Origin of the sequence: Parabacteroides timonensis (assembly GCF_900128505.1) — a bacterium.
GTDB lineage: Bacteria > Bacteroidota > Bacteroidia > Bacteroidales > Tannerellaceae > Parabacteroides > Parabacteroides timonensis.
The window spans coordinates 869,675-895,761 of sequence record NZ_LT669941.1; the positions used below are offsets into that span (position 1 = coordinate 869,675).

A 26,087-nucleotide genomic window follows, 5' to 3' on the forward strand; every position below is an offset into this window, starting at 1 on the left:
GCTATGTTATTATGAAGTTACCCTCGATCTCAGCTTCATTGATGCCGGCGTGGGGAGAAAGAAGTTCGATCTCTATTTTAGGAAGCAGTATGCTCCACAGGTATTTACCCTGTATAATTATGTCCTCGGTCTTTACATCCACGTGCGGCAGGCTCTTGCCGCCTACTTCCAAGGCAACCAGTTTCATCAGGTCTTCGTGGTTCGCCATGCGGGCATGCAGTTCCTTGTAGGAGAAACATTGCCGGAGAGCCGGTATTTCTCCTTTGCGGTACCACGGTGCGAGGTAGTTCTGCGCCAGCACCACCAATTGGCGGACGGCTTTGCCTTCGTCCTGCACGGTGTTCCATAAAATCGCTTTGCAGTGAACCACCACCTGTTCATAAACGGGGTTGATTACGCGCAAAGGAATGAACGTAGGGGTATATTGCCGGATAACCTGTTGTATCTCCTCCAACTTCCAGGCCGAGGAGAGGTAATAACGGCTATCTTCCGTGCGGCTAAATATGACGAGACTGATTTCCGATGCGCCTATCTCCTGCGGCACAGGGATACATTGTACCTTGTCCACTTCGGGGAAGTTTTCCAGAACAAGACGTTCGTAATCTTTTATCGTGATAGCCCGGTGACGGTTACTGATGCGTGAACTCTGGCGTATGGCTGTATCGGTATTCGTTTCGGCAGGCCTGCCTCCAAAGCCGGGTAGGGGTTGGAAGATACTTTCTATCCGCTCGTCCGGCTCGATTGTGCCTTGTATTGTTTCTGCAGGTAATGGAGAACCGTCTCCGTTCTGCGCTGTGAGCCGGATATAGTTCGTCCGGATATGGCGTATGGCAAGGCAGGACGACAGGTCGCCTGTTACGGCGGCGCGAAGCCATGCACGACCTTGCTTATCTGTATGACTGTCTTTTATCTTTTCCGGCAGCCTGATTTCTATGAAACCGCTTTGTGTCAATCCCTGGGTTTCTTCGGCACGGATAGTGTCGGTGGCGATGGGAGACCATACATTCCCGTTCCAGAATTCCCAGGCCAGTTTGGTGACTTTGCCCGGCTGCGGACTGTTAAACGGTCTGTTTTCCTTTGGCAAGACCATGTCGAGGTACATCCGCACGGTTTGTTCTCCTTTTGCACGGAGGAAGGCGAAGTAGAGTTGGTTGTCTGCTGCAAATGCCGGCAGGAAAGTTTGTTCACTTGCATTATTTACGGGGAAAACCTCTTGTTCAGACAATACCGTGATGCGGCTCAACCGGATGGATGAATTCGCTATATCGGTCAGTGTCGTTTCTTCCGAAGCGATGTACGAAAGTTCCACATCTGCCAGCTGGGGGACAACGGGTTCGGGAGGTAACTCCTTAAAATCCTTCTTTTTGCATCGGCTGTTATGGATCATCGTTTCGGTAAAGAGGGTGCGGTAGGCATCCGTACCGAAGCCGATAGAGGGAGCCTGCAGGGTGGCACGGAAGAAACCGTCACGGTCGCGGCGGTATTCGTAAGGGACAGATTCACTACGTGTCAGTAGCTTCTTCTCTGTTAAATCAAAGATTACCAAGGCATCGCTGAGCGAACGGTCTGCTTTTTCCCCGGATGTATCAGTAGGATCGGGGGTGAACAAATGTTGCCTGATACCCTGGCAGGATTTCCATTTTCCGCCTTGTTGCCATTCGGTGGAGATGGTGAATGAGTTTATGTCGATTACTTGTCCGGCGGCAGCGGTATAATTTTTGTATAGTTTGTTGAACTCTGTTTCTGTTTCGGGCAGTTTCTTCCACTTGCCTTTCAAGCGGACTTCCTTCAACGGTTTGAGCCCCATTTCTTCATTACCGAAAAGGAACCAGGCTCCTTTTTCCGATTGCAGACCGAAAGGCTGGAAGGGTTGCGAGGTATCGACTTGCCCCAGCTCGTTGTAGAAGGTGAAGTTATGGATGGCAGATACGTTCGTCTCTATCTTTACGGCATCGAATTTTAGCTTGGTTGCCCAATCGTAAGGGCACGGGGTTTCGCTTGCCAGTATCCGAAGAGAGGGATATTCGGTTGTCATGCCATGTGTATCTTCAGTGCAGGGAGCGGGGAGTATACCATCACCAGGAATTGTGATTTCGAAACATAACCAGTGATGGTTGTCTTCCATTTTGATCTTACAGGTGCACGATTGCTCTGTCCAGCCTTCTGCATTGCTGAATTGCAGGATAAAGCTTTTATCCGGTATACCAGGGAGCAGATTGGAAACTGTACCGGCAGTAATCCGGAAGTCGACGTGAACTTTTCTTTCTCCTTCACCCAAGATGAGCATAGAGGATTCTATCATCCAGCCCAGAGGTAATACTTTGCTATGTTTATCGGAGAAGAGTTTTTCTGCTGATGATATGTCCGGATTGTAGATTGCTTGCTTACGGATGGACGTAGCTATTCTATTTTTTCGTTCGATGTATACGGCATTCGCCTCGGCGCATTGCATGGGGGTGATGTATTCGTTGCGCACGGTTTGATAAAGCCGGTCTTCACCGGCGGTATTCTGTCCGGCCGGGAATGCCTGTTGGGCGGGTAGCGTGAAGCCGGCTGTGTTTTCTGCCGGGTTGACGACGATATAGGCGTTATCTTGTATTGCTCCTTGTGGGACGGCATGCAGGATGTCGCGAAGGTAGAGTGCTGGAAGTGTGGCAAAGCGATGGTTGAATGTTTGGGTGATTCCTCCGTAGTTACGCAGGTAAGCGAGAAGGAGGGACAGGGCGCCATCCATGTTGCCGTCGTTTTCGATCTGTGCCAGGTAGTAGTCAAAATGCTCCCGGATGGAACGGATAGTGTTAAGCGTCCGGGACTTCTCCAAGCCGTCTTTCAGCTGTCGGGCGATCAGAATAGAGGAAGAAGCATTGTTAATGGTTTTCCAATTCCTGTCGATATAGCGGTTCAGCCGGGCTATCCATTTGCCGGTCTCGCTTTGCCGGTCTCCGGTATCGGGCGATATATCTTGCCGGGCAATGTCTAGCAACACGGTCAGGACATGGTTTTCCCACAGGCTGACGAGCGTACCCTCCTTGCCGTCGTCATTACGATAACGGGTGTCGCTGTTTGCTTCAGCCAGCCGGGGAAGCAGTTCGCGCCAGTTGCTCTCCAATGCCGGGAAGTTGTCGAGGCGGGGAGAGGAAGTTTCGTAGGTGTGACGGAGAAGGCCGCTGAGATTACTGGGGGTTGCCATTATCTTATAGTGTGTTTTCTATAAATTATATCGAAAGATTTTTTAAATCACCACGCGTCATAAACAAATACTCCGGGAGAGTCTTGATATAATTGTACATCAGGTATAGTCCCTGGTGCTGGAGCTGGAATTACTGCTCCAATAGAAGTATGAACTTGGTTATATATTGTCATTGCCGCATTCTGTGCTGGAGCATTGGGATCAACAGCATTCAATGGAATATTTAATCCAGGATGTGGTATAGGAGCGAAACCAGCCATTTGTCCTCTTCCCACACCAACAGAAAAAGGATTGTTAGATTTAATCTCTCCATAGCCCCATCCTCCCGGAGTAATCTCTGCCAAATCGGCATATGTACCGCCATGTTGCCTTTCTACTTCTCTATTAGGAATCGGAGCAGGAGCAAAAGGTACTGCTCCATTTAAAAATTGGGTTTGAAATAATCCATGTATATGTGATCCTAGTGTCAAATTATTTCCCCAAGACGGACATTCTACATTCGTTCCTATACGTACTCGCTGTATGTTATTTTTATTTTTAGTTTCTAACAAATGAGAAGACCTATTATCAACAAAAACATGTTTATTTAGTTCGGGAGTATGTTGGAGAACTAAGGTATGACTCAATTTAGGTCGATATTTTTTTTGTTCTTTCATGATAAAAAAATTAAATAATATTACTTTCTTTTCAAACCTTTATCAGGTTTAGCCCCCCACTATCAGTTATTCTGGTGGTGAAGGGTCGAATTCGGTTTAATCTTCCTCTTACTCAATCACCGGTCTATCATCCTCGCCACCTGGTTCCGGTGCCGGGTCTTGATCTGGGGTGTTGGGTGAAAGTTCGATCCATTCCAACTGGTCGCTGTCTACGAGCGCGCGGGTGTATGTACCACCGCTCTGTTTCGTGCGTTCGGGAGTGAATTGCACGCGGACTGCTTGTACCTGCTTACCGAAATCGAAGTCCTTAAGGTCTTTCACTCCTTTCGTGTCGAGCACGTAACGGAAGTAACCGAGCCCCTTAATATGAACACTCTTGCCTTGTGCCATACGGTTGTGCATCACCGGAGCGATGTCACCCAAGACGGCCTGAACATCCGAGTTACTTACTGTGGAGATTCTCGACAAATCTTTGGCGATAGCCTCCGTTTCTACGGGCTTTCCCTGCACAATAGCTTGGGGAAAGTGAACGTTCGTTCTTTTACTAAATGATTTTTTCCAAAATGGCATAATCAGTTGTTTTTAGATTGGTAATTAATAACTTTATTTATTCTAGCTTGTATTTCTAAAGGTAGCTACCTCGGCTATGTCAAGATAGCTACCTTCAGGTGGTCGAGGTAGCTACCTTTGATTTTACTCTGAAATAGTCCGTTTATTCAGTCATAGGACAATATTTACCACCTATCATAGAAAGAAACTCGCGACGTTGTTTTCCCTCCGGATGTTTATATCCTACATGCATCCAGTTCGGAACCCCGCTCTTGTTTTCTTTTTCGGAGATCAACTGGTCGAACGAACATTCGGTATAGTTGGTGAGGAAGTCACGACAGAAATGTTTGAATTCTACCATCTTCCCGTTTGCCGGAACCAGATCGAAGGCATAGCCATAGCAATGCGCCGATGTCTTTACACCGTGAACGGCAGTATTAAGTGCCGGGCTACGGTAACCGGACGAAATATTAATACCTACTATACCCAGCTTATTTTTACGACAATGGTTTCCCCATGCCTCGCGCAGCGGAACGACTAATGTTTCTATACTTTCCACAATATGCGCTTTATGTTCGGCACTCGGCGTGTTGTCGATACCTTTGGCTTCTGCTGTGGCAGAATATGTACATTCCTTAAGAGTGAAATATTTCATAACTTAAATCTATTAGTGAATATTATAACACATCATGTATTCGTCCCTTCATTCAGATAAAACGGATACACCATATTGCTGCGGCTATTCGTACGGATGATGGTGTAAGTGATCAGGATCAGCAACAATCCTTCATCCGAACGCTCCTCGAACGACACCTCTTCCAACGTGATGCGTGGCTCGAAGAGAGTGATAGCCCGGGCGATATCTGCCCGCATCCGCACCAGGGTTTGCGTATAGATCGGTTCGAAGGTGTAGCGACGCAGCGGGCAGCCATAATCGTACCGGTTCACGCGCTCGCCCGGCGAGGTGCTGAATAATACACGCAAGCTCTGTTCGATATCCTCTTCGTAAGCTACCATCTTTACCCCATTTTCCGTCAACTGAGGTGGAAAATTCCAACCTCGCCCCAGAAAGACATCGGCATCCAACAGATTCTTCACTTCATCCATCTTCTTTCAGTTTTTCAGTTTCCGGAGACTTATCCTCCAATCATTACCGTGGGACATCCGGCGACAATCGTTCCGCCATGTGCGGTGCTGTCGCCCATCCGGGCTGCCGGTCTTCCGCCTATCATGACGGTAGACGAGCCTTTTATGATCGTGTCCGGTGGCCCTACGCAGACACACATGTCGCCCACGACGGCTGCCGGTATTTTCCCTATCAGTACATTCGGCACAGCAGGCCCTGTAATCGGGCCGCCCACATGCGGTATCGGCGAGGGAAACGCCGGGGTCTGCATCGGGCAGGTGTGCATATCAGTTATTCTTGCTGCCGGTGGCATATTGTTCTCCTTTCTTTATTAGTTTATCATTACCATAGACCCTTGACAATGGTCTGCCCACTAGCGGAGAGCTCTGCCGTGGCGTTACCTTTCACCGAGGCACCTACCTTAGCCTGCACTTTCACATTCAGCCCTTCCAACGTGGCATCCTGCTTGGCATTGCCGCTGAGTTTCATCGTGGCATCCAGTGTGATGTTGCCTTTCGCTTTCAGCTTGATGTCTTTGGATGACGAGAGGGAGATACCATCGCTGTCCATCACGATCTCGTTCTTGTGCTGATCGGTCAGTTTGATGGACTTCTTATCATCATTGATCTCTATACTGTTTTTACCGGGGGTGGAAACCGTTATGATTTTCTTCTCCTCGTCAAACTCTATCTGCATGTTCTCACGGGTGACGATGGCTTTCGTATTGTTTTTGGCCTCATATTCGTAAGGAGGTTTATGCTTCCTACCATACAGGCTTCCCAGTATCACGGGATGGCCGGGGTCTTCGTTCATGAAACCTATCACTACCTCGTCACCCGGTTCGGGCAGGAAGAAACTGGCAGAATTATTGGTGGCATACAAGGTCGACAGCCTTGCCCAAAGCAACCGGTTCTTTCCGTCCAGCCACGGCAATTCGATCTGTATACGGTATTCTTTCAACGGATCGCCGTCCAACTGTTTCACTATCGCAGCATGAATACCTTGCAGGCCGGGCAGAAAGCCGGAAGCGGAAGGGGAAACCACATCTGCTTCATCGGTGATATTTACGGGCGAGATACCTGCACCTGCTTTGGTGATCCATTCATTGTCCTCGATGGTATGCGTTACTGATCCGACAAACATATTGCCGTTGAAGCGTTTACCCAGGCCTTTCAATTCGATCAGGCAGCCCGGCACTACTTTGGCGGAACCGTAGAAACTGCATGAACCCTGGTATCGTGCCAGTCCGGCTTTCAACGCCATGCCGTCCGCCCATTGCTTCAGGGCACTCTCTTCGGTTGGTGCATCGGTTTGCAACAGCAGATTGTCGCCCGTAGCGATATTCTTCGGTTGCAAATCGCCCTGCCGGTTGAGTGAAGGGAGGGAAGCGGTTGTTTTCACCGTCTTTTGTGTATTGGGATCCCATGATACGGCTTCGTATTGCGTGAACTGGTCGTTGGCGGACAGTTCGAGGTCGAAAGCAGTCAGGTCGTTGCCATAGGTTACGGTCAACACAGGCGATGCACTGACGTTGGGCTTCTTCACCTGTATCTTTTTCCCGGCGGTGTAGACGAACAGGCCGTTGGCATCGGCACGAGAGAGAGCGAAGTCCCAGTCTGAGCAGTAATACTGCACGAGGGTAGGATGCATGTAAGGAGTAACATCTATATCGACACTACCGTAATCGGCAAGCGCTTCCTTAATAATATCACTGTCTTTCTTTTTCTCGAAGATGCGGTTTTTACGTCCCTGCGTAGCGGAGTAAGCATTGTCGCGGCATTCTACTAGCATGTAGGAACGATGATCCTTACCTGTGGTGATGCGTATTCCGATGATGATGCCGTCAAACAGTGTTTCCTCTTTGTCTATGCTGCCGACATCCAGACGGATCGGGGTACCGGGTTTGAAGAAGTCGGAATCGCTCTCGTCGAACGTTTGCTTATCCATGTTGCCGGCATTGAACTTTAATGTTGCCTTGCCGATACGGTTCAGTTCCAGATGTACCGAGGCGGATACCAATGAAAAGGTATCTTTTAGCTTGCTGCCGTTGCAATAGATGGAACCAGCCAGTACACGGTCTTTGTTTACAGAAGGTGATTCTGCCATAATTTTATTCTTTTTTTAACATCGGCAGCAGGATATTCGTACCTGCCGGTACATCCCTGTAGCCGTTGAGATTATTAAATCGGGCGACTTCGCCCACCAGGAGCGGGTCTCCATATACTTCGTTGCAAAGGGCGGCCAGGGTCTGGCCTTCCTTCAATGTAATCAGTCGCGACACATCGGGCGAGCGTTTGGAGAAGCGTTTCTTCTCCTCTTTCTGGCTGCAATAACCCATCAGTGTCACTTTCAGTTCGGCACGGAGCGGGATGCTGTCGAAGTCGAACAGGGTGTATTCTGTTTCGAGTGTCTTAAGTTGTCCGAAGAAGGTGATGTCGCCATACTGTACCTTGACGAACGAGGGACGATGGCCTTCGCTATTGTAAAAGTACAGGCGTTCTTCGAGGTCGTTCACGACGTCGCGCACGGGTTTCTTCTCGTCTTCATCTTCCATCGCGGCGGTCTGATCCAGCAGACATTCGAATGAGAAGGTTTCCGGTTGGTAACGCACATATACGTTCGACCCGTTCAGGCTACCCAGTTGCTTGTCTTCCGCATAACGGATTCCCTTGTTAAGCTTCACCTTGCTCGGGTTGATGGGTAGATCCAGCGCAGATTTGTATTCGCTGCTGAAACTATCGTCCGTATAGGCTGTAATGGTCATTTTCCCCATTTCGCTTTTGTCTTTTTATACGTTATTACCGTTCGTTCTTTTTCCGTTGCCACCGTTGTGCGGCCAAGTGTCCGCTTTCTCCGGCAGACAACCTGTCCAGTACACGGTCTTCTATCTTTCGGATGATTTCTTCCGAAACTTCCGCATCCGTGACGATCCGTTTTTCTATCACGGTACGAATGCGCATTTCTTTGATGATGACAGGCATAAGGTTTCTATTTATAGTATACGATCTATCCGGTTGCAGGTCAGGACTACCGTTTCTGTTGCCAATCCGCTCTTTTCCGCATCCAGTCCGCCAGGTGTCCATTGTATAGGATATGCGTATGCACATTTCCAACCGATCAATGGATCCCCTTTTTCGTCCAGTAATTTGATTATTACGTCATACGGTATAATACGCTTGTCCTTATCCGTTTTGAGACATTTATTAACCCACTTAAGGAATGTATCATTATTCAGGGGAGTCGCAGGACGTTTGAGCGTAATATTTCCGTATGTAACTTTAGCCGGCATTTTTATCCATATACCTGTATCATTCGGTTTTTCGTGCGTTTCAAGCCGTATATCCAAACCGGAAACCTCTGTGAATGAAGTCTGGAAGTGATCCAGCTTACTTTGAAAATCCACCAGAAAATGGAAGCTTACAGGAGGTGTCCAGTTTGTTACAGCGTTGTCCGGCATATTACATTATTTAACCGTTACTCCTTCGTGTGCCAATATCAATGTCTCCATCGCCGGTGAATTAGCGTCTGATTTGAAACCTTCCACCGTTATCTTCTTGGGCCATGCATTTGCCACTTCCCAGGTCTTTACAGGACTGCCGCTTTCATCCAGCAGGCTGATGGTTACTGTTTCACGTTGGATGATGTTCATATTGACTTTGTTAATCCAATCCCACATGGCTTTGTCGTCTTTGAAAACACCTTTCTTCAAAGTCACGTCACCAGCTTTCTTCAGTCCGGGCATTTTCATCTTCGTAAATATTTTACTGTCGCCTGCGCGATAAGTCAACTCTTCATATTCCGCTTCAAGACCGGAAACTTCACTGCACGACATATCTCCTACATTGGAGATAGATACTTTGAAATAAAAACTGGGCAACGGCCACATTTGCGTGCTCGAACTCTGTGCTGAACCATTATCGTCTGCCATAATATTAAACTTATTAAATTGTTAACTTTTGATTTAATTCTTAATTCTCATTTTTAGTTAGCTTTTCTGCATTTGCTGCTGGAAGGTGATTTCGATAAATTCTGCCGGATGCGAAATAGCTACCAGTACTGTGATGCGCATAATTCCTTCGAGGATATCCTCAGGAGTCATGGTATCGCCTAAACCTACGTGTACGCTATAAGCATCTTCAGGTGTAGCACCTGCCAGTCCACCGCGTTTCCAGACGCTGCGCAGGAAACTCTCTATCATACATTTCATGTTGATCCACGTGTTGGCGTCATTCGGCTCGAACACGTAAGCACGGGCAGCATTCTTTACCGACTGCTCCAGAAAAGTCATCGTACGGCGTACATTAATATAACGCCAGTCCAGTGAATTGCCGTCCAACGTGCGTGCACCCCATACTTTGATACCTTCGCCGGGGAAAGAGCGGATCGCATTGATTGCTTTTCCACTCATCGGCATGTTCAACTCTTCCTGGTCTGCATTCGTGATAGGGATTGCAGGTTTATTCACGTAGTTGATGGAAACATTAGCCGGGGCTTTCCATACACCGCGCGTATTATCGACCATCGTATAGACGCCGGCCATCGCAGCCGAAGGAGGGAGGAGATTCAGATAATCTTTCACTTTCTTTACCATCAAGCTGTATTCCGGCCAGTTTTGCAACAGGGCGTTATGGAGTTCTTTATTGATTTCTTTAACTGCATTGTCGTCTTCCAACTCTTTTTTCCTGGTTAAAAGTCCAGATACATATTTATCTAATGGGAACAGATCTCCTTTTTTAGGTGGTGTCCAGTCAAAGAAAGGCGATAATAATGTCGGAGATCCCTCCCATTCGATATTATCCTGGGTAATGTCATTATCCGATAAAACAGAGGTTTCCAGCCAAGGATAATAAGCGGCTGCAAACTGAAGGTTATTCGAACCTATTTTGTTGCGGAAATAAGTTGCCGGATCTTTCTCTTCTTCGTCTCCCTTCATGGGTACATCCAGCAATACGAAGTATTTCTTGCTGTCGCACAATCCCAAAAGGTTAGTGTAGATGCCATCCCATTCTTCTACCTGTAAGGCTTCAGGAACAACCAACATTGTGATGTCCTGTACTTTTTTCAGTTCAGGGAAGACGCTATCCTTGATAATACTTTTGTCAAGAGAACCTGTTTGATAATCTCCTATCGAAACCACATAGCATGTTCCGCCGCCATTGGCAAAGAACAACACCATGTGATAATATAAAGTGTAAATAGTTGTCGGAGCTTTTACCTTCAAAGCTGTTTCCTTTTTTTTGTCGGGTAAACAAATCAGATAGTCCTTGTCTTTGGTGTCGATTTTTGCAATAGAAAGTGTAAACTTCGGTGTCGGTGCACCACCAAAATAATTGTTGAACTCTGTCATTGATGAAATCCGCATCGGCTTATTCAGCAAAGACGTTGTGCCGTCCTGTGCTTTCTCTGTAAGACCGATAAAAACAGGGATGGCTGTTTCGACTTCCACAACGGAATTGCCGAAAGCGTTCTTCTCTTTTATATAAACGCCGGGGGTCTTGTATTCTCCCATGATTCTTATTGTTTTAAGTTTAACAACGGGTTATTAACTCTTTTGCATTTGCTGCTGGAAAGTTATCTCGATAAATTCGACCGGATGCGTGACGGCTACCAATACCGTAATGCGCATAATGCCTTCCAAAATATCTTCAGCAGTCATGGTGTCTCCCAGTCCGATATGTACTTCATAGGCATCTTCCGGAGTGGCTCCTGCCAGTCCGCCGCGTTTCCATACGCTTCGCAGGAAGCTTTCTATCATACATTTCATGTTGATCCACGTACCGGCATCGTTTGGTTCGAACACGTAAGCACGGGCAGCATTCTTCACCGATTCTTCGAGGAAGAGCAGCGTGCGACGTACATTAATGTATCGCCAATCGAGGGAGTTGCCATCGAGCGTGCGTGCTCCCCACACCTTTATTCCCTCACCACGGAAAGGACGGATTACATTGATAGCTTTTCCGTTCATCGGTGCATTCAACCCGGCCTGTTGCTCGTCATCGATATCCTCTGCCACGCTGTCTACATAGCTCAACGTTACATTGGCAGGGGCTTTCCATACGCCACGACTTCTGTCTACCATCGTATAGATACCGGCCATAGCTGCGGAAGGAGGGAGGAGGTTCAAGCTTTTCAGTAGACCTTTCATCATCTGCTTGTAAACAAAAGAACTGTTAAGCAATGCCAGATGGAAGGTTTGTTTATCTTCGATATTGATAAATGAAGGTTTCCAAATTACTTTTATCTTTTTGGCTACAACTTTTACTTCATTGTCCTTTGTTTCCTTTATATCTTCTATTTTTTCAATTTTACCAATAGCCTTTTCTGTTTCACCTTCAGTTAGGTAAATATCATCGCCTTCCTTTTTTTTATTAACCTCATCGAACTTAAATTCATGCTTTCTTACCGTCTTTGCTTCACCTGCTTTCAACTCAAATTCATCACCATAATATGCATTTATAATATTGGAAAAGCCGGGATCAATATTGGAGAACTTACACCAATAAGTATAACCTTTGTCACCCCATGTGAACATGTTGCCGTCCAAATCGCGCTCACCTAATACAGAAGTATTCAGCCAGGGGAAATAAGCAGCACCGTATGACAGGAAACTTGAACCGATGTTCTCCCAGAAAACATTCACCTGACTGTCGATACGTGTATTTTCATCCTCTTTGGGATAAATGTCAAGTAGGGCGAAACGGTTTTTCATATCATATCCACAATGAGAAAGCATTTGTTGCTGTACATCTTTGAAGTTATTTTTATCCGATAATTTTACGGCCTCCGGTATTACTACCATTGTAATTTCCTGTTCCAGCTTTAATGTATCCAATGCCTTAATCATAGAATCTTTATTCAATGCTTCTTCGTAGTTACCCACCGAAACGATATAGCAAGCACCACCACCGTTGGCAAAGAATAACTGCATATTATAATATAATGTATATGCATGAGCCCCGTCAATGCAAAATGCATAGTTCACTTGAAACGAAGTTTTCTTTTTCTCCTGACCAATCTCAAATACTTCTTTTTCATCTGTATTTATGTCCAATTGGAATATCGGAGTCTTTGGTTTTTCTATTGGTTTGTCTAGTTGTACAGCTATCTTTTCATCCTCTTTCGTTATTTCAATTTCTTGATGATACTTTACAATATCCACCGTGAAACTAAGTTTCGGTGCTCCACCAAAATACTGTATAAACTCTGTCATCGATGAAATTTTCCAGGGAACATTTTTCAGGTCGTCATTGCCGTTTCGGGCCTTTTCGGTATAACCGATGAAAGCCGGAATAGCAGTTTCGGCTTCCACAACCGAGTTGCCAAAGGCGTTTTTTTCTTTGATATAAACGCCTGGTGTCTTGTATTCGCCCATAAATTAGAATTTTAAGATTAGTAATTATCGTTTTTATAAATAACAAACTTCCCTAATGATATCCGGACGGCTGGTAATATACTTACCTGGTTGCGGAGTAGGAATAAACTTACTTATAATTATTCTTTTGTCGTCAGATAAACGTTCATAAAGAGTAAGTGTAAAATCATAACATTCCTTTGTCTCTATTTTCACTTCAGAAATAACTCGGTATACATTATTACTAAGCATACTATTTTCACATTTCTCAGAAGTATGGAAAATAAGTTCATCCTTATGTACATTCGTTTCAAGCACAAAAGACCTTTTATTCTTGTTGTCCTGATCGGTTTCACCCTTAAAAACAAACAAGTACTCCCAATAATAAGAACAAGTAGAAAACTTGATGGTGTATATTGGTAGGATAGGTTTCAATACTACCCGACAGAATTCTCCTTGACGTTTTGCTTTATCTGGAACCGGAAGCGGATTGAATTCTACCAAACTTTCTCTTCCCAGACAGATTTGATAAAGTTGCAGCGGATCATAACCCTTTTTTAGTGAAATCTTTCTTATAAACTCCGGATCATCTGCTGTTATAGAGACTTCCAGTACATCGTTTTCCATAAAACCTGCATGATCCTCCTCTCCAAACCATTGCCATTCATTGGGAGTAATCTTCCTGAAATACACGCCACGCCGTTTTATCAGCTCGTCGGTTTGGGATGTAGGCTTCAGATCTAGATGACTGTTTATGGGTGGAGTATAATAGTCATGTTCCAGTTTTATACCAGCTATTACTATGAATCGGCTCATATTAGTTCTTAGTTATTTTGTTAAACGTACATTTTGTTCACCGGCTATACCAGTACTTCCACTGGTATAGCCGGCGTCTATCATCAGCCTACGCAGCTTACACATCACTGACGGATAATACTGTCCACCTAATGTTGTCCAGATATTATTGATATCTTGTGCTGACAACGTTACAATTTCAATTGTGTACATCTGTCCATTCAAATCAAAATAAGGGTGAGATTGCATGAATGTCAGTGTTTCAGATAAGACGGATAATGATTCTGTATAGCGTTTTTCATCGTATACAGCAGCCAGCATCAGATCCAGATTCAACAATAGTGGCGGATAACTCCGTTCATATTCCGAACCACTCCGGCGGATACCTGCCGAGATACCTCCAGCCGCTTCCCGTTCTATATTGACTAACGAGATAATTAATTTACAAGGTCTCTCTTCCGAGCCGTTGCCTATAAAGCCCACTTCTGTTACCCCTTCAGGCTGGGGAAACTTCCTCCGCAGATATTCATCCAAACGGGCAGCAAAATGTGTCAAAACCATTCTTATCATACGGTCTCTTTGATTTTATTTAGCGGAAAGATATCAAAAATTCTGAAAACAATGAAATTAAATTCGCAGACGACCTGAAATACACTGTGAAATACAGAATTGAGGGCATGAACGTAAATAAGAAACTAAGAGGAGACAGAATGTCATGATTCTTTAGTAAGAGGATACTGCTTTAGATATTCGCTAGGGGTAAGATTTGTCTTTCGTTTAAAGTTACGATAAAAGGCATCGGTGGAAGAAAAACCTGCTTCATTAGCCAGATCGGATAATTTCTTTCCTGAATGAATTTGTTCCAATAAATAATCAACGCGAAAATCGTTGATCCATTGATTGTAGTTTTTGTTAGAACAGGTATTAATGCATGATGACAGATAGGAGTGGTTGGTACCCAATATTTTTGCCAATGATTTAAGCTTCAGATCTTTATTAAGATATAACTTTTCAGAACTTACTTTCTTTTGGGCTGCACGGAAAAGTTTTTCTTCAGAGCTAAGTGGCATCTTATTCTCTGGTGTAGCCAATGGCTCGGGTTGTTTCGCTTCTTTATCCTGATTTAGTATAACCGATAACCGCTTCTTCCGTTGCTGATAAATGTAGCCTATAGCACATATAAAAAAGAGGAATAAGACTGCACAAGTGGATGAGACTGCAATTATGCGATGTGAATTAGTCAATAAAGCTTCCTGCATCTCGAGTTTGTGCATTAAATCTTTAATCTGCAAACGATCCATAAGATTTTTACTTTCACGTTCCTTATTGACCTTGTTAATGATTTGCTGGATGGAGTCTCGACGTACTAATAAATCTACGGCTTTTTCATATTGCTTGGTAGCCCGACAAAAAGAGCTATAGCGGGTGAGAGCATCGGCTTGGATCTCCAATTGATCTGGATTTTTGATTGACTTTCTCATTAACGGCTCAACTATGTTAAATGCTTCATCTGCTTGTTGATAATTCCCGTTTTGTTGATATAAAGTTGCTAAAGATGAATAAGGTTGCAAAAAGTTAAAAGGAAGAGAAGAATTTACACTTTTCTTTTGGAGATGTTTAGCCTGATTTTGATATTGTTTATTCGCCTTTTTTAACAAAATAAGAGCAGAATCAATTCTCTTTTCTGCAATATAAGTTTCAGCAATATTACAGTTAAGAGTCATTCCTTGTCCTGTTTTCAATTTTTGATTTTTGTTTAAACAAATTCGGGCACTATCAGGTTTTTGGAGTTCTAAATAACATGTAGATAGTACAGAATAAGCAGAAGGCATGAATGATGCTAAAGAATCTGCCCCTATTTCATTAGCATAATTCACTACTTCCTCATATTGTTTCGATTCATAGAAAAGGTAAAGTAATCTAATTACACATTGTCTACTTAAATCAGGAAGACGATTTTCAATAGCCAGTTGATAAGCTTCTTTATACAAGGAGAGACCTTTTTCTTGATCTCCTAATATAGCAAATTGATTTGCTATAGCAGAAAGATCCTCAATTACGAGTTCTGTTTTATTAGCTGCACGGTGTTCTGCTAATAACTCAAACCAAATTGGTAAATATTGTTCATGTAATCCTCTTCTACTTAATAATATTGCTTTTATTTTTTTTATAGTCCATTCTTCTTCTCGTGAAAGGGAGTAATCCGTTTCGAGTTTTTCACTTAGTTGAATACCTTTTATATCAGTACCCAACACTCTTTCTTCATTTAACTTTTCATAAAGCTCCAATAATCGTATTTGTATTTTTTTTCTCTCTTTTTTGGATGTGAGAGGGAGACCTTTCAATAAGAGTTTTTCTTGTTTTTGCATTCCATCTATATCTTTTTCATTCCGATAGGAAATTTGATATAAGATTGCATCTTGCTGTTGGGATGGTAGGTTTTGTACCTCTTGCAATAAAGAATCAAATGATAAAGATAAAATAGATGTTGCAGCTATTTCTTTATCTAATAGACTGATTTTTTCCTGATTTGTACAACCGATATATATGAAGAATATAAGAAGAAATAGATGGAATGCTTTCATTTTTTCTATTAAGTCAATTCAATAGCATCAGATGCACAAGCGCCAGCACAATCTCCACACCAATTGCAATCTATTTGACTAGTTATTATTATCATCTTATCTTTAACTATAAGTATTCCGCGCTTACAAGCATCTACACACTCTCCACAAACATTGCATTTTGAACGATCAATAGTCCATAATGTTTTAGGTATATCCTGTTCTGTTTGTTCTAAAATTTTTCCTTCATTGTTTTCCATAATACTGTTGTTTTTTTTAATTGTTTATCAAAACTACATATTCTATTTAAAATAACAATCCGATTTGTGACGTTATTTTTCGTGAATCAGTATAAATTACATCTTGAGGTGTCTTTTCAAAATCAAACGTCAGCCGAATAAACCAGCGAAAATGAGCTGATCTGGTATAAGTTACAGAAGAATGTAAACCCCAGCGCGACATTGTTTCATAATCGAACACTTGCTGTAATCTGCTATGATTTTGCCATAAGGTGATTTCCGGAGCAATATCTTCAGGTGACAGCAGCTTTTCTTCCATAATCGATCCACCACCTTTCCCATATTGAGCACCCAGAGATAAGTCGAGTAAGGCATTTGGTAATAAAAAATTTTGAACAAATGTAGTATGGATTGTAAACCGGTGAATCGGCTGTGTATACTCTGCCGGATAGAATAATAAAGCTGTTTTCGCCTGACGATAACTAATACCTGAAAGGATATAAAAACAGGAATGCCAAGCATCACGTAACCGATAATATCCATAATTCAAAGCATATCGGCTTGTACGCCGGGTAGAGCGAAGTATTCTTCCATCCGATTGCCAGGTATCCGATTCCACTTGATGCTGCAATGGATCAAAGTTATCAGCATAACTAAATGTAGCCAGCCATTCCCATTCATGCCTGCAATCGGGGAACACCTGCTGTAACTTACCTTTATACTCCACCTGCCAGCTATCTGTTTCGCCTTCTTTCTTATTTTTTATACGGTCACTCTCTACTGTCTGTCCGGCGAAACTCCCACAGATCTCCTGGTATAATTGGAAAGAGCCACGATTCAAGTCAAACTGTAAAGCACCGCCAACCTCTTGTCCGGTATAATACCAATTCACATTTTCGCCCCATGATAAGGTTTTAAAGAACCCCAACGGATACGCTACCAGGACAGGATAAGTTGTATGACTACCCATATTTTGATAATCTATGGTCTCTTTTCGACGGACATAAAGCAGTGAAGCGCCCAAATGTAAATTCCCGCACAGATATCCCACACCCGGTGTAAGGTGCCACTCCATCCACTGATTTTTATTTCGTGGATCAATATCTTTGGCAGTTAGCTGTACTTTATAATCCGCTTTTACACCCAGCAACCATTGCCGATGGATCGGCAGAGAAAAACCTCCCGACAATTGATATTGCTCCGAACGCTGCTTTCCACTTATGGAGTCACACAAGTTTACAGCCTGCCAATAGTCACCTGTCATTCCATTCCAGTTCTGTTGTCGATTCTGAAGCTGGGTGTAACCAATCTTACCATAAAGCGACACTTTATTTACAGTCTGAAATGATTCGCTATATACGGAGTACACATCCGCAGAAGCCGGAAGACTGACGTTCCCAAAATTTCCTTTATGATGGCCGTAACTTGCTTCCGCCACAGAGAAAGAGCGGAAACGGTTGAACGACAATCCCACAGGATTAGCGCCGCCCAACCAGCTATTGTGTCTATACACTTCTTTTATCGAAGGTATATGCAACGTATCCGTTTGAGCAGAAACCGTCATGGATAACGAAAATAATAGTCCGAACAATGTTTCCCGGCTTCTCATGGCCATTATTCTGTTTTTAGGGTAGCAAATGTAACTTCCATATCTTCGGCGGAATTATTTGTATCCTGATAAATAACATGTCCATCTGCCATTCCTGTTTTCTTCCGGATAATCGACCGGCCTGAATACCTGTCTCCCGGAATATAACATTTCCCGTTATCAAGTTCATTAGGCACTCGCTTAGGTGAATTGATATCTTTCACACATTCTATACAGTCTATTACCCATTCCTGAGGAACCATCAGAAAACGCTTGTCCTGATTAGCCGCCTGGGGACGCGGTTCGCGATTATCCGGATCTTGTACATATTCTTCCGGTGAATCCTGCAAGCTGAATACCATAAATGTAGGGCCAAAAACCGGGAGAGAATACATTACTAATAAAGGATTCAGATTTGCGAGCAACGTCATGGGTTTAACACCGGCAGTAATATTTTGCCGTTCAAGACTCACATCCCAAAATCCCCAATCGACCCCAGATAGATCGACAGAGTTGGCGTGTTGAAACTCTGCGCCCGTATGATCCACGGCATTCGTGGCAATGGTTGTTTCTTCTCCCGGTGCCAAAGGATATTCTTTCCCTTTTCCGGGAAACTGCCAGGTCAGATCATTTACCGGAATCCGTTTCATATCCGTATAATTCATCCAGGGAGATTCCAGATTGTTACCCGGATCCACAATTCCGACACACAAACCATCCAGATAAATTGTCTGATCTGAATTGTTATATAAGGTCACATACTGATCTGCCTGATATTCTTTATCATTCAATCCCTTGCAACCACCAAAGTAAATCTCTTTAATGACAAGAGCATTTATTTTAGCCTGTGATAACGATAGCTCTATCACACCTTGTTCCTGGTCTGAAAGCAACGATAAAGATTCTATTCTTCCGCTAAAAATCAGTCCGGAAGCAGCTTGATAATGTACCGAAGCAGCATAGTAACCCGGTTCAACGTTGAATGAAGCCTTTCCTGTAGATGAACAATGCACAGAATACACAGTTCCCTGATCTTTATTTGTCAGTGCAACTTCCATTTCTTCATAAGGCAACGTTGGATAACCTTCGGGAGCTACTAGCTGGATATAAATACTGGAAGATTGTTTCTCATCTTCCGAACAGGAAGCAAAGAATAAAACAGCAAGTAATAAGTAAAAACCTTTTTTCATTTGATGTTTGTTATCTATATTAAAAACTCTTTTAAAACCGGATCGTCATCTCGGCTCCATAATATAAACCGGGATTTTGAATCGTATATTGTTGTGTGCTACTGGTGTATTTCTTTGGATTCGATTGCGTAAAATTATTGGCACAAAAAGCAACTGATACATAGCGCCCTATCTCTTTCGTTACCCGAAGATTCAACAGGAAATAGGGGCCAAACGAATCTTCCTGATACCGGGTCAGTGTGCCAGCATCCAGCACTAGATCAGTGAAACGTTTATCGTTCGCCATTTCCGGAGTGAAGGGATGTCGTACTCCATCACTATCCATATAATATACTGGATTGAGACGTTTACGATGTTCTATATCGGTCATCGGATCTCCATCGATCCGGTTCCCATTATCGTCGATCAGGTAAACGGGATTATTGTAACTGCTTTCCATGCCACGGCGTTGTTTATCCATCCATACGGCCTGTAAAGTTAAAGTTGTGATCAAACCGATGCGGGGTAACTGGGTGATGAACTGGAAACGGGTATTGAATTGTTGCCAAACCCGCAGATTGGAAGCCAAGTGATCTGCTTCATAAATACCGACATACGGATATGGCTTGCCATTCAGCTCAACCTGAGGATACACTGCTGACAATGCCGTGTTTTTTTCATGTAACTTTAAATAACTGCCACTGATAAACAGTGAAGTATGCAAAGTATTCCAGTGCCCCATATCGAATGTATATTCAATACCTTCTTTCAATTGCTCAATACCATTTTCCGGAGAAGTAAAAGTGGCAAACGTCGCAAGGGTAGTGTAGGAGAGAGGTGTCCCGTTGTTCATTACACCATCGGGAGTCAGTTCGGGATGTTCCCCTTTACCGGTTAACGGATCGTAACGGCGGTATGTAAAAGGTTCAGCTTGTTCCGTTGTACTGAATCCATTCCGAAGATGCTCTCTGAACCATACAATATCGGCAATCATTTGTCCTAGCCGAAGGTTAAATCCCAACTCTAATTTTCGGTTTACCGGTAAGCGCAAATTCGGATTAAAAGTATGATCGGTCACAAAAGTATGCATCACAGTCAGCCGCTCGTTATTCTTCACATCATTATAGGTAAAGCCGTTTTTATCGGTATAGGATTTATCCGGATACAAATAGGCTAAGACCGGCATCTTACGCATCAGTCCCCAACCTGCGCGTATGCTAAGGTGCTTCAGCAGGGTATTTTCATTTTGTTCCAACAGAATCTGTCTGACGTTGATACGCGGTTCTGCTGTCGGGGCATAACGCAATGCCTCCGTTTGCAGTTTGGTGAAACGTACACCAGCTTGTATTTCAGTTTTCATCTTTCCTGTATGGAAAGTGACCTTATCTTCTGCGAAAGCTATATATTGATGTACAAAGGGAATACTCCGAAAAGAACGGGTACGCATTCGGATCATTTCCAACGACGGGCGGAGAGGATCGAACTGAATACCTTCTCCACGGTTACCCTCTGTCCCCATTTCCAGGCCAAGCATAAAATGATTATATACATTATTCGATAGTATACTTCTGAGATTGGCCGTAAGTGATGCATCTGCGGATAACGGTTTCCCTTCCACCGAAAGATCGCTGAAGTAGTTGGGAGCTAAAAATATACCGGCCTGCTCACCCGGCTGACGGGTATAAGTTGTTACCTGCTGCGTGCTTGAGTAATATATACTCGATTCATTCTTCTGGTAACTATAAGTCAATCCGGCATGATATTCCAAGTTTGAAATCCAGGATTTATTTAAATCCCATCGTCCGTTTGCCGAGAATGAAAAGCCCCGGTTAAAGGCTTTCTGATATTCACCATCAATAGTGTTGCGACCTCTGCCTCCTTTATCCTGTGTCCAATATCCCCGCAAATTAAAAAGAAGTGATGCCGTGGTAAAGTCTTTCGCATGAGCTATTTGAATACCTATCCGTTGAAATGTTTGTTCCGGCAGCCGGGGATCTTGCGATGAAAGTGCATAATCTGCTCCCAGGTAGAGAATACCTCCATTTGCTCCCATAGCTATCCCTTTACCTATAGAAGCCAGTTTCTCAGTTGCCGTAAAACGCAATCCCACCGTATAAGGTTGCAATCCGGCTTTCGAGTTCACCAATACTACGCCGCTGGTAGCATCCCCATAGCGGGCCGAAGGCACTCCGCGTATCACCTCTACAGATTCTATGGAAGCAGGTGAAATCGAACGGACATCAAATCCGGAAAGAGCAGAACTGTTAAACAGGCTACCTTGACCTTCAAGTCCCAGTTGCTGCATATTCATATTATTGTTCATTCGCATTCCATCTACCAGTATAGCGGTTCCCAGCGCATTTGTCGTATTCTCGTATGTAGCACTACGGACTGTGAAGACAGCAGGAGAATTCAAATCAGGATTACGGGTAAGTACGCCGGGTAATAATTGGGACAAGTCTGATAAATCTGTCGCTTGTATATGCCAGATAGCATCGTGCCCAATCAAGGAACTGGTACCCGGTGCATCTGATGGAGTAGCCGTGACTACCACCTCCCGGAGCCGGATATTACGCAGGGTATCAGGTACTGTTATTTTCTCTTGCCCGTTAATTATTAACGAACAAAAGACAAAGAAAATTACCTCAAAAGCTTTCCTACAACTATGCTTATTCATCTTCTCTTTTGTAGATTACCTACTGTTAAAAGCCTTATGGCAGTACAAAATAAGCTATTTTATTTTGTTCACTTATCGTCTGAAAATAAAAAAACAAAGAAACCTGCATTTATAAACTTTAGTAAGTACATTTGCATTCAGAAATGTTTTTATGTTATCATTATTATTTCAGATTTTAGTTATTTGTACTTCCTTATTAGCCTGGGGTGTTTTAAGCATCGCCGGGATTTCTTTGTTACAATACGGCAGATATAACAAAAAGACTATACTTATAACTTTCATCACGCTGGTACTCTGTGTTGTATCCTTTTACAACAGTTGGTATGAAGGACTCTTCCTTTTCAGAAAGATTGCCCTTATTTCCAGTTTGAACAGTTGGGCTTTCACATTGCTCACTCCCTTGTTTTATTTGTATTTCCGCTTTCGGATAACTAATCGTTTACCGGATGTATGGCAATGGAGACGACACTTACTTCCTCCGGGAGTATTAGCTGTTATTTATGTAGCGATGACATTATTCAATCCGGTACCCGATAAATTGATCTATAGCTGGCATGAATTCGAACTTGATCGCTCTACCTGGTGGGGCTCTTTCCGTATCAGTTGTTATTTGCTTCTGGCGGTACAATTGTTTGTTTATCTGTCTCGTCTTTTAAACAGAATAAACGATAATACAACGCAAATACAAATTATTAAAAGAGAGTTATTTTGCGTTTTATGTTTCATATTCATTTCTGTAATGAGTATGCTTACTCCGAGTTATATATGCAATATTCTGTATAATCTGTCACTTATTCTTATTGGTGTATATTTATTGAAACAGTCCGTATTTTACCGGACTGTAAAGCGTAAAATAGGCTTTTACCTATTACCTTATTTTTTCATCAGAACTGAAGCTAATCCAAAAGAGAAAATAGAAGTATCGACTCAATTCAACCTGAAAGAGGGAGAACGGATAATCAATCTATTGAAATCACCGGATATCCTGCACAATCCAGATCTGACCCTAAAAATACTGGCCTGTGAACTTGGCACGAATGCTACTTCATTAAGTCGTTACTTTAATCAGCAATTAGGAGTTCGCTTTTCTGATTATCTGACGGCTCTTCGTCTGGATGAAGCAGAAGCATGGCTAAAGGATACCAATATAAAGGTAATAGAAATTTCCGAGTTGGTGGGCTTTCAAACTTCATCTACGTTCTATCAGGCTTTTAATGCGCGACATCATATACCACCTTCCCAATGGAGAAAGGGAATGAAGCTTAATTCTTAATGAGGATATTCCGATATTATATATTTTATTCTTAAATCATAAATAAAAAAGCACTTAGCTCGACGTTTAATAATCTGATAATAAGAATAATATAAAAATAATTGAATAAGAAACATTCTGGAATTACAAAACCTGGCTTCCTGCTTATTTTTGTTGACATAACCAAGGCTCATTAAGCCTATAAACATGAAACAAAATGAACACACTCAATTTTAAGGAACAAACACAGGTAGGAACGACAGCTGATGCATCAAGTTGCACAGATAAAAACACATTAGATAATATCTTTATCAAAATTCAGGATCACTTCCGTAAAATATCATTTAGTGATATTCTTTATATTGAAGCATCGGGAAGCTACTGTAATTTCTATTTGCAGACAGGTAAAATAACAGTATCATACACACTGGGTGAAACGATGCAACATCTATCGGAACTTTTATTCCTCCGAGTACATCGTTCTTTTATTATTAATAAGAATCATGTCACCAGTTATGTAGGTAATACATTTTATATCGGCGAACATATGATCCCTATCGGTAGGCAATATAAAAAAGAAATATTATCCCATTTCAACATATTGGGAACAATCGGTTGAATTGTTGGTATTATCTCATTGCACTAATTAATGATATTATAAATGAAATCTTTAATAATAGTCTTCCTGATTCTTTTGTTGAATACCGTCATATTGAAAATTCTTCCGACTGATAATTTCTGAGGGGATATAAGCAAAAAAGGGGCTGTCCAAAAAGTCGGATAGCCCCTTTTACTATTGTTTATTTCGGTAAAAAGCAGTATCTTACCGTTGCAACAAACAAACCTTATAGCAATGGCTAAGATAGTATTTAAAGAGTTAACTTCCAACCCAAATGTACTTTTTCCGGTCAGTTTATCGGAAAAGATAGTTCCCAATCATCCCGTTCGTATTGTAAACAGTGTTGTAGACGCATTGGATATTAGCAGTCTTCTTCAGACATATAAAAGAGGAGGCACCAGCAGCTACCATCCCCGTATGATGCTCAAGGTCCTGTTTTATGCGTACTTGAACAATATCTATTCCTGCCGTAAAATAGAAAAGGCCTTGGAGGAGAACATTCACTTCATGTGGCTATCTGGAAATAATACTCCCGACTTCCGTACAATCATGATTTCCGTAGCAAACGTTTAAAAGAACACATAAAATCGTTATTTTCAGCCATTGTTCTGCTGTTACAAGAATCCGGCTATGTCAGTTTGGATGTACAGTATATCGATGGCACCAAAGTGGAATCGGCCTCCAACCGCTACACTTTTGTCTGGCGTGGCAGCGTGGAAAAGAACAAGGCCAAACTGGAGTCGAAAATACAGGCAATCCTTAGTGAGATTGATAAACATGTCGAACATGACAAACAGGAAAGGACACCGGATGCCTTACCGGTTATGGAAGCGAACAAAACTACGAGTTTATGGAGAATGCGGGTATAGAGGCTTTTGTCAAGTACAATTATTTCCACAAAGAGCAGAAGCGTGCCTGGAAAAAGGATGCTTTTGCCATACAGATTACTATAATCAGGAACAGGATTACTACGTATGCCCGATGGGACAACATATGGAATATACAGGCCAAAGGAAAAATAAATCTGATGCAGGGATATGTATCCGTACTGAAGCGTTATCAGGCACAGAACTGTGAGGGTTGCCTGCTGAAATCTCAATGTCATAAATCAAAGACTAACCGGATCATAGAAGTTAACTATAACCTTAACAGGCATAAACAAAAAGCACGGGAAAACCTCATGAGTGAGGAAGGTATTTATCATCGGGGCAGACGATGTATAGAACCAGAAGCTGTCTTTGTACAGATAAAGCATAACTCGGCATGGAACCGGTTTAGATTAAGAGGGTTGGAGAAGGTAAAAACAGAGTTTACCCTAGTTGCTATTGCACATAATCTAAGGAAACTGGCTAAAAAAGTCAGTTCTCTTTTGTTTTTTACTTATTTCTGTAGGATAACTTCTCGAAAAGAGATAATTGAGAAAAACAAAGATGGTCTTAAAATAAAAATGGATAATAAAAGAGCGGCATAACAAAAAAAGAAGGCATCCTTTTCAGACACCTTCATCTTTTGTTTGAACGAATTTTATTCGTCTTCTCGTATTAAACTGGTAATAGATCTATTTCATATTTAATACACTTCTCTCGTCACTGATTGTCGACTTCCCAGGAGTTGACTTACGTGTACAATAGTCAAACTCTGCCGATTTATCACCAGAAAACGATTTCCATTTTAGTTTCAGTTTAACCGTTTTACCATTCGTATCTGGTAGTTTAGCCAGATTAAATGCAACCAATCCGTCTCCTTCGATTCCATGAACATCACCATAAGCATTGTGACGGAATTCCACTTCATACGGATTTGCAGGGTCTTCGCTTACCAGCAGGTTTACAAAATGAGCCTTACTACGATCTCCCCATAATGTTCTAAAACGAAGTGTCAGATAACCGTCTTCTGCAATTGTAACCCAGTCCTTAAGCATTTCGACAGGATCGGTACCATACACAGAGTCTTTTTCTACTCCAAGGTCCGGAGCCATTTGTTTAGTCAGGATACTGTCTATCCAGTTCACGTACACAGCTTTGCTGTATCCTTCACTCGGCTTATCTACGAGCCTGCAATTAACCAAAGCTCTTACCTCCTTGTCGCCATAAGGAGAAGAAGTTATGTTTACAGGGAATAATGTTGTAGTATCATCCAGTTGCAGGAAAAATGAATCATCACTAACCGGCTTTACAGTTACAAGAGCATTTGCCCGCCAATTGCCACCATAGTAGTAATCATCATCATCCAAACAAGATTGGAAAGTTAGAGAAGTGAATAGAACACCCGTGGCCATTAAAAATAATTTCAACGTCTTCATAGCTTAATAT

Annotated in this window: 22 protein-coding genes and 2 pseudogenes; 3 read left to right on the forward strand and 21 right to left on the reverse strand. The window is 42.8% G+C overall.

Translation table 11 applies throughout. The features are described 5' to 3' along the window. Position 1: 1 nt before the first annotated feature. The 20 genes and pseudogenes from BQ7394_RS11120 to BQ7394_RS11215 all read right to left on the reverse strand — a co-directional run bounded on the left by BQ7394_RS11120 (position 2) and on the right by BQ7394_RS11215 (position 21,904). Positions 2-3,190 carry a hypothetical protein gene (locus BQ7394_RS11120; protein WP_075557501.1) on the reverse strand — a complete coding sequence of 1,063 codons (3,189 nt, stop codon included), beginning with the start codon at positions 3,188-3,190 and terminating at the stop codon, positions 2-4. 47 nt (positions 3,191-3,237) lie between these two features. After that, positions 3,238-3,846, reverse strand: coding sequence for a hypothetical protein (locus BQ7394_RS11125; protein WP_075557502.1), 609 nt, complete (start codon positions 3,844-3,846; stop codon positions 3,238-3,240). 108 nt (positions 3,847-3,954) lie between these two features. Next, a complete protein-coding gene (locus BQ7394_RS11130) occupies positions 3,955-4,416 on the reverse strand; it encodes an HU family DNA-binding protein (protein ID WP_075557503.1) in 462 nt (153 codons plus the stop codon). 142 nt (positions 4,417-4,558) lie between these two features. After that, positions 4,559-5,050 (reverse strand): D-Ala-D-Ala carboxypeptidase family metallohydrolase, encoded by a 492-nt coding sequence (locus BQ7394_RS11135; RefSeq protein WP_075557504.1) that lies wholly within the window; start codon positions 5,048-5,050, stop codon positions 4,559-4,561. A gap of 32 nt (positions 5,051-5,082) precedes the next feature. After that, positions 5,083-5,502 carry a GPW/gp25 family protein gene (locus BQ7394_RS11140; protein WP_075557505.1) on the reverse strand — a complete coding sequence of 140 codons (420 nt, stop codon included), beginning with the start codon at positions 5,500-5,502 and terminating at the stop codon, positions 5,083-5,085. A gap of 29 nt (positions 5,503-5,531) precedes the next feature. Then, on the reverse strand, positions 5,532-5,834 hold the full coding sequence (locus BQ7394_RS11145) for a PAAR domain-containing protein (RefSeq protein ID WP_075557506.1): 303 nt from the start codon (positions 5,832-5,834) through the stop codon (positions 5,532-5,534). An 18-nt stretch (positions 5,835-5,852) separates the two neighbouring features. Next, positions 5,853-7,627, reverse strand: a pseudogene (gene vgrG, locus BQ7394_RS11150) (type VI secretion system tip protein VgrG). Between the two features lie 4 nt (positions 7,628-7,631). After that, positions 7,632-8,294, reverse strand: a complete 663-nt coding sequence (locus tag BQ7394_RS11155) for a CIS tube protein (RefSeq protein ID WP_075557507.1) — start codon at positions 8,292-8,294, stop codon at positions 7,632-7,634. Between the two features lie 25 nt (positions 8,295-8,319). Then, positions 8,320-8,502 (reverse strand): hypothetical protein, encoded by a 183-nt coding sequence (locus BQ7394_RS11160; protein WP_075557508.1) that lies wholly within the window; start codon positions 8,500-8,502, stop codon positions 8,320-8,322. A gap of 11 nt (positions 8,503-8,513) precedes the next feature. Then, the gene (locus BQ7394_RS11165) at positions 8,514-8,978 is read right to left on the reverse strand and encodes a phage tail protein (protein ID WP_075557509.1); all 465 of its coding nucleotides are present in this window, start codon (positions 8,976-8,978) and stop codon (positions 8,514-8,516) included. Positions 8,979-8,984: 6 nt separating this feature from the next. After that, a complete protein-coding gene (locus BQ7394_RS11170; protein ID WP_046149380.1) occupies positions 8,985-9,449 on the reverse strand; it encodes a phage tail protein in 465 nt (154 codons plus the stop codon). A 57-nt stretch (positions 9,450-9,506) separates the two neighbouring features. After that, positions 9,507-11,030: a phage tail sheath family protein gene (locus BQ7394_RS11175; protein ID WP_075557510.1), complete on the reverse strand. Its 1,524-nt coding sequence runs from the start codon at positions 11,028-11,030 to the stop codon at positions 9,507-9,509. Between the two features lie 33 nt (positions 11,031-11,063). Next, entirely contained in the window at positions 11,064-12,893 is a 1,830-nt protein-coding gene (locus tag BQ7394_RS11180; protein ID WP_075557511.1) for a phage tail sheath family protein, read from the reverse strand. A gap of 33 nt (positions 12,894-12,926) precedes the next feature. Beyond that, complete coding sequence (locus BQ7394_RS11185) at positions 12,927-13,688, reverse strand: hypothetical protein (RefSeq protein WP_075557512.1); 762 nt, start codon at positions 13,686-13,688, stop codon at positions 12,927-12,929. Positions 13,689-13,700: 12 nt separating this feature from the next. Continuing rightward, positions 13,701-14,237, reverse strand: coding sequence for a Pvc16 family protein (locus BQ7394_RS11190; RefSeq protein ID WP_075557513.1), 537 nt, complete (start codon positions 14,235-14,237; stop codon positions 13,701-13,703). Between the two features lie 143 nt (positions 14,238-14,380). Beyond that, positions 14,381-16,252, reverse strand: coding sequence for a helix-turn-helix domain-containing protein (locus BQ7394_RS11195; protein WP_082211861.1), 1,872 nt, complete (start codon positions 16,250-16,252; stop codon positions 14,381-14,383). 8 nt (positions 16,253-16,260) lie between these two features. Beyond that, positions 16,261-16,491 carry a 4Fe-4S binding protein gene (locus tag BQ7394_RS11200; RefSeq protein ID WP_075557514.1) on the reverse strand — a complete coding sequence of 77 codons (231 nt, stop codon included), beginning with the start codon at positions 16,489-16,491 and terminating at the stop codon, positions 16,261-16,263. A gap of 46 nt (positions 16,492-16,537) precedes the next feature. Further along, positions 16,538-18,079: a DUF6850 family outer membrane beta-barrel protein gene (locus BQ7394_RS11205; RefSeq protein WP_075559987.1), complete on the reverse strand. Its 1,542-nt coding sequence runs from the start codon at positions 18,077-18,079 to the stop codon at positions 16,538-16,540. Positions 18,080-18,084: 5 nt separating this feature from the next. Continuing rightward, positions 18,085-19,248, reverse strand: coding sequence for a DUF4876 domain-containing protein (locus BQ7394_RS11210; RefSeq protein ID WP_075557515.1), 1,164 nt, complete (start codon positions 19,246-19,248; stop codon positions 18,085-18,087). Between the two features lie 31 nt (positions 19,249-19,279). Further along, positions 19,280-21,904 carry a TonB-dependent receptor plug domain-containing protein gene (locus BQ7394_RS11215; protein WP_075557516.1) on the reverse strand — a complete coding sequence of 875 codons (2,625 nt, stop codon included), beginning with the start codon at positions 21,902-21,904 and terminating at the stop codon, positions 19,280-19,282. A gap of 151 nt (positions 21,905-22,055) precedes the next feature. Between BQ7394_RS11215 and BQ7394_RS11220 the strand changes: the two genes are divergently transcribed. The 3 genes and pseudogenes from BQ7394_RS11220 (at position 22,056) to BQ7394_RS11235 (ending at position 25,246) form a co-directional block, all read left to right on the forward strand. Beyond that, positions 22,056-23,177 carry a helix-turn-helix transcriptional regulator gene (locus tag BQ7394_RS11220; protein ID WP_075557517.1) on the forward strand — a complete coding sequence of 374 codons (1,122 nt, stop codon included), beginning with the start codon at positions 22,056-22,058 and terminating at the stop codon, positions 23,175-23,177. A gap of 196 nt (positions 23,178-23,373) precedes the next feature. Further along, positions 23,374-23,775 (forward strand): LytR/AlgR family response regulator transcription factor, encoded by a 402-nt coding sequence (locus BQ7394_RS11225; protein ID WP_075557518.1) that lies wholly within the window; start codon positions 23,374-23,376, stop codon positions 23,773-23,775. Between the two features lie 234 nt (positions 23,776-24,009). After that, a pseudogene (locus tag BQ7394_RS11235) lies at positions 24,010-25,246 on the forward strand (transposase). Positions 25,247-25,333: 87 nt separating this feature from the next. Here BQ7394_RS11235 and BQ7394_RS11240 read toward each other — a convergent pair. Then, positions 25,334-26,077, reverse strand: a complete 744-nt coding sequence (locus BQ7394_RS11240; protein WP_075557520.1) for a NigD1/NigD2 family lipoprotein — start codon at positions 26,075-26,077, stop codon at positions 25,334-25,336. Between the last annotated feature and the right edge of the window lie 10 nt (positions 26,078-26,087).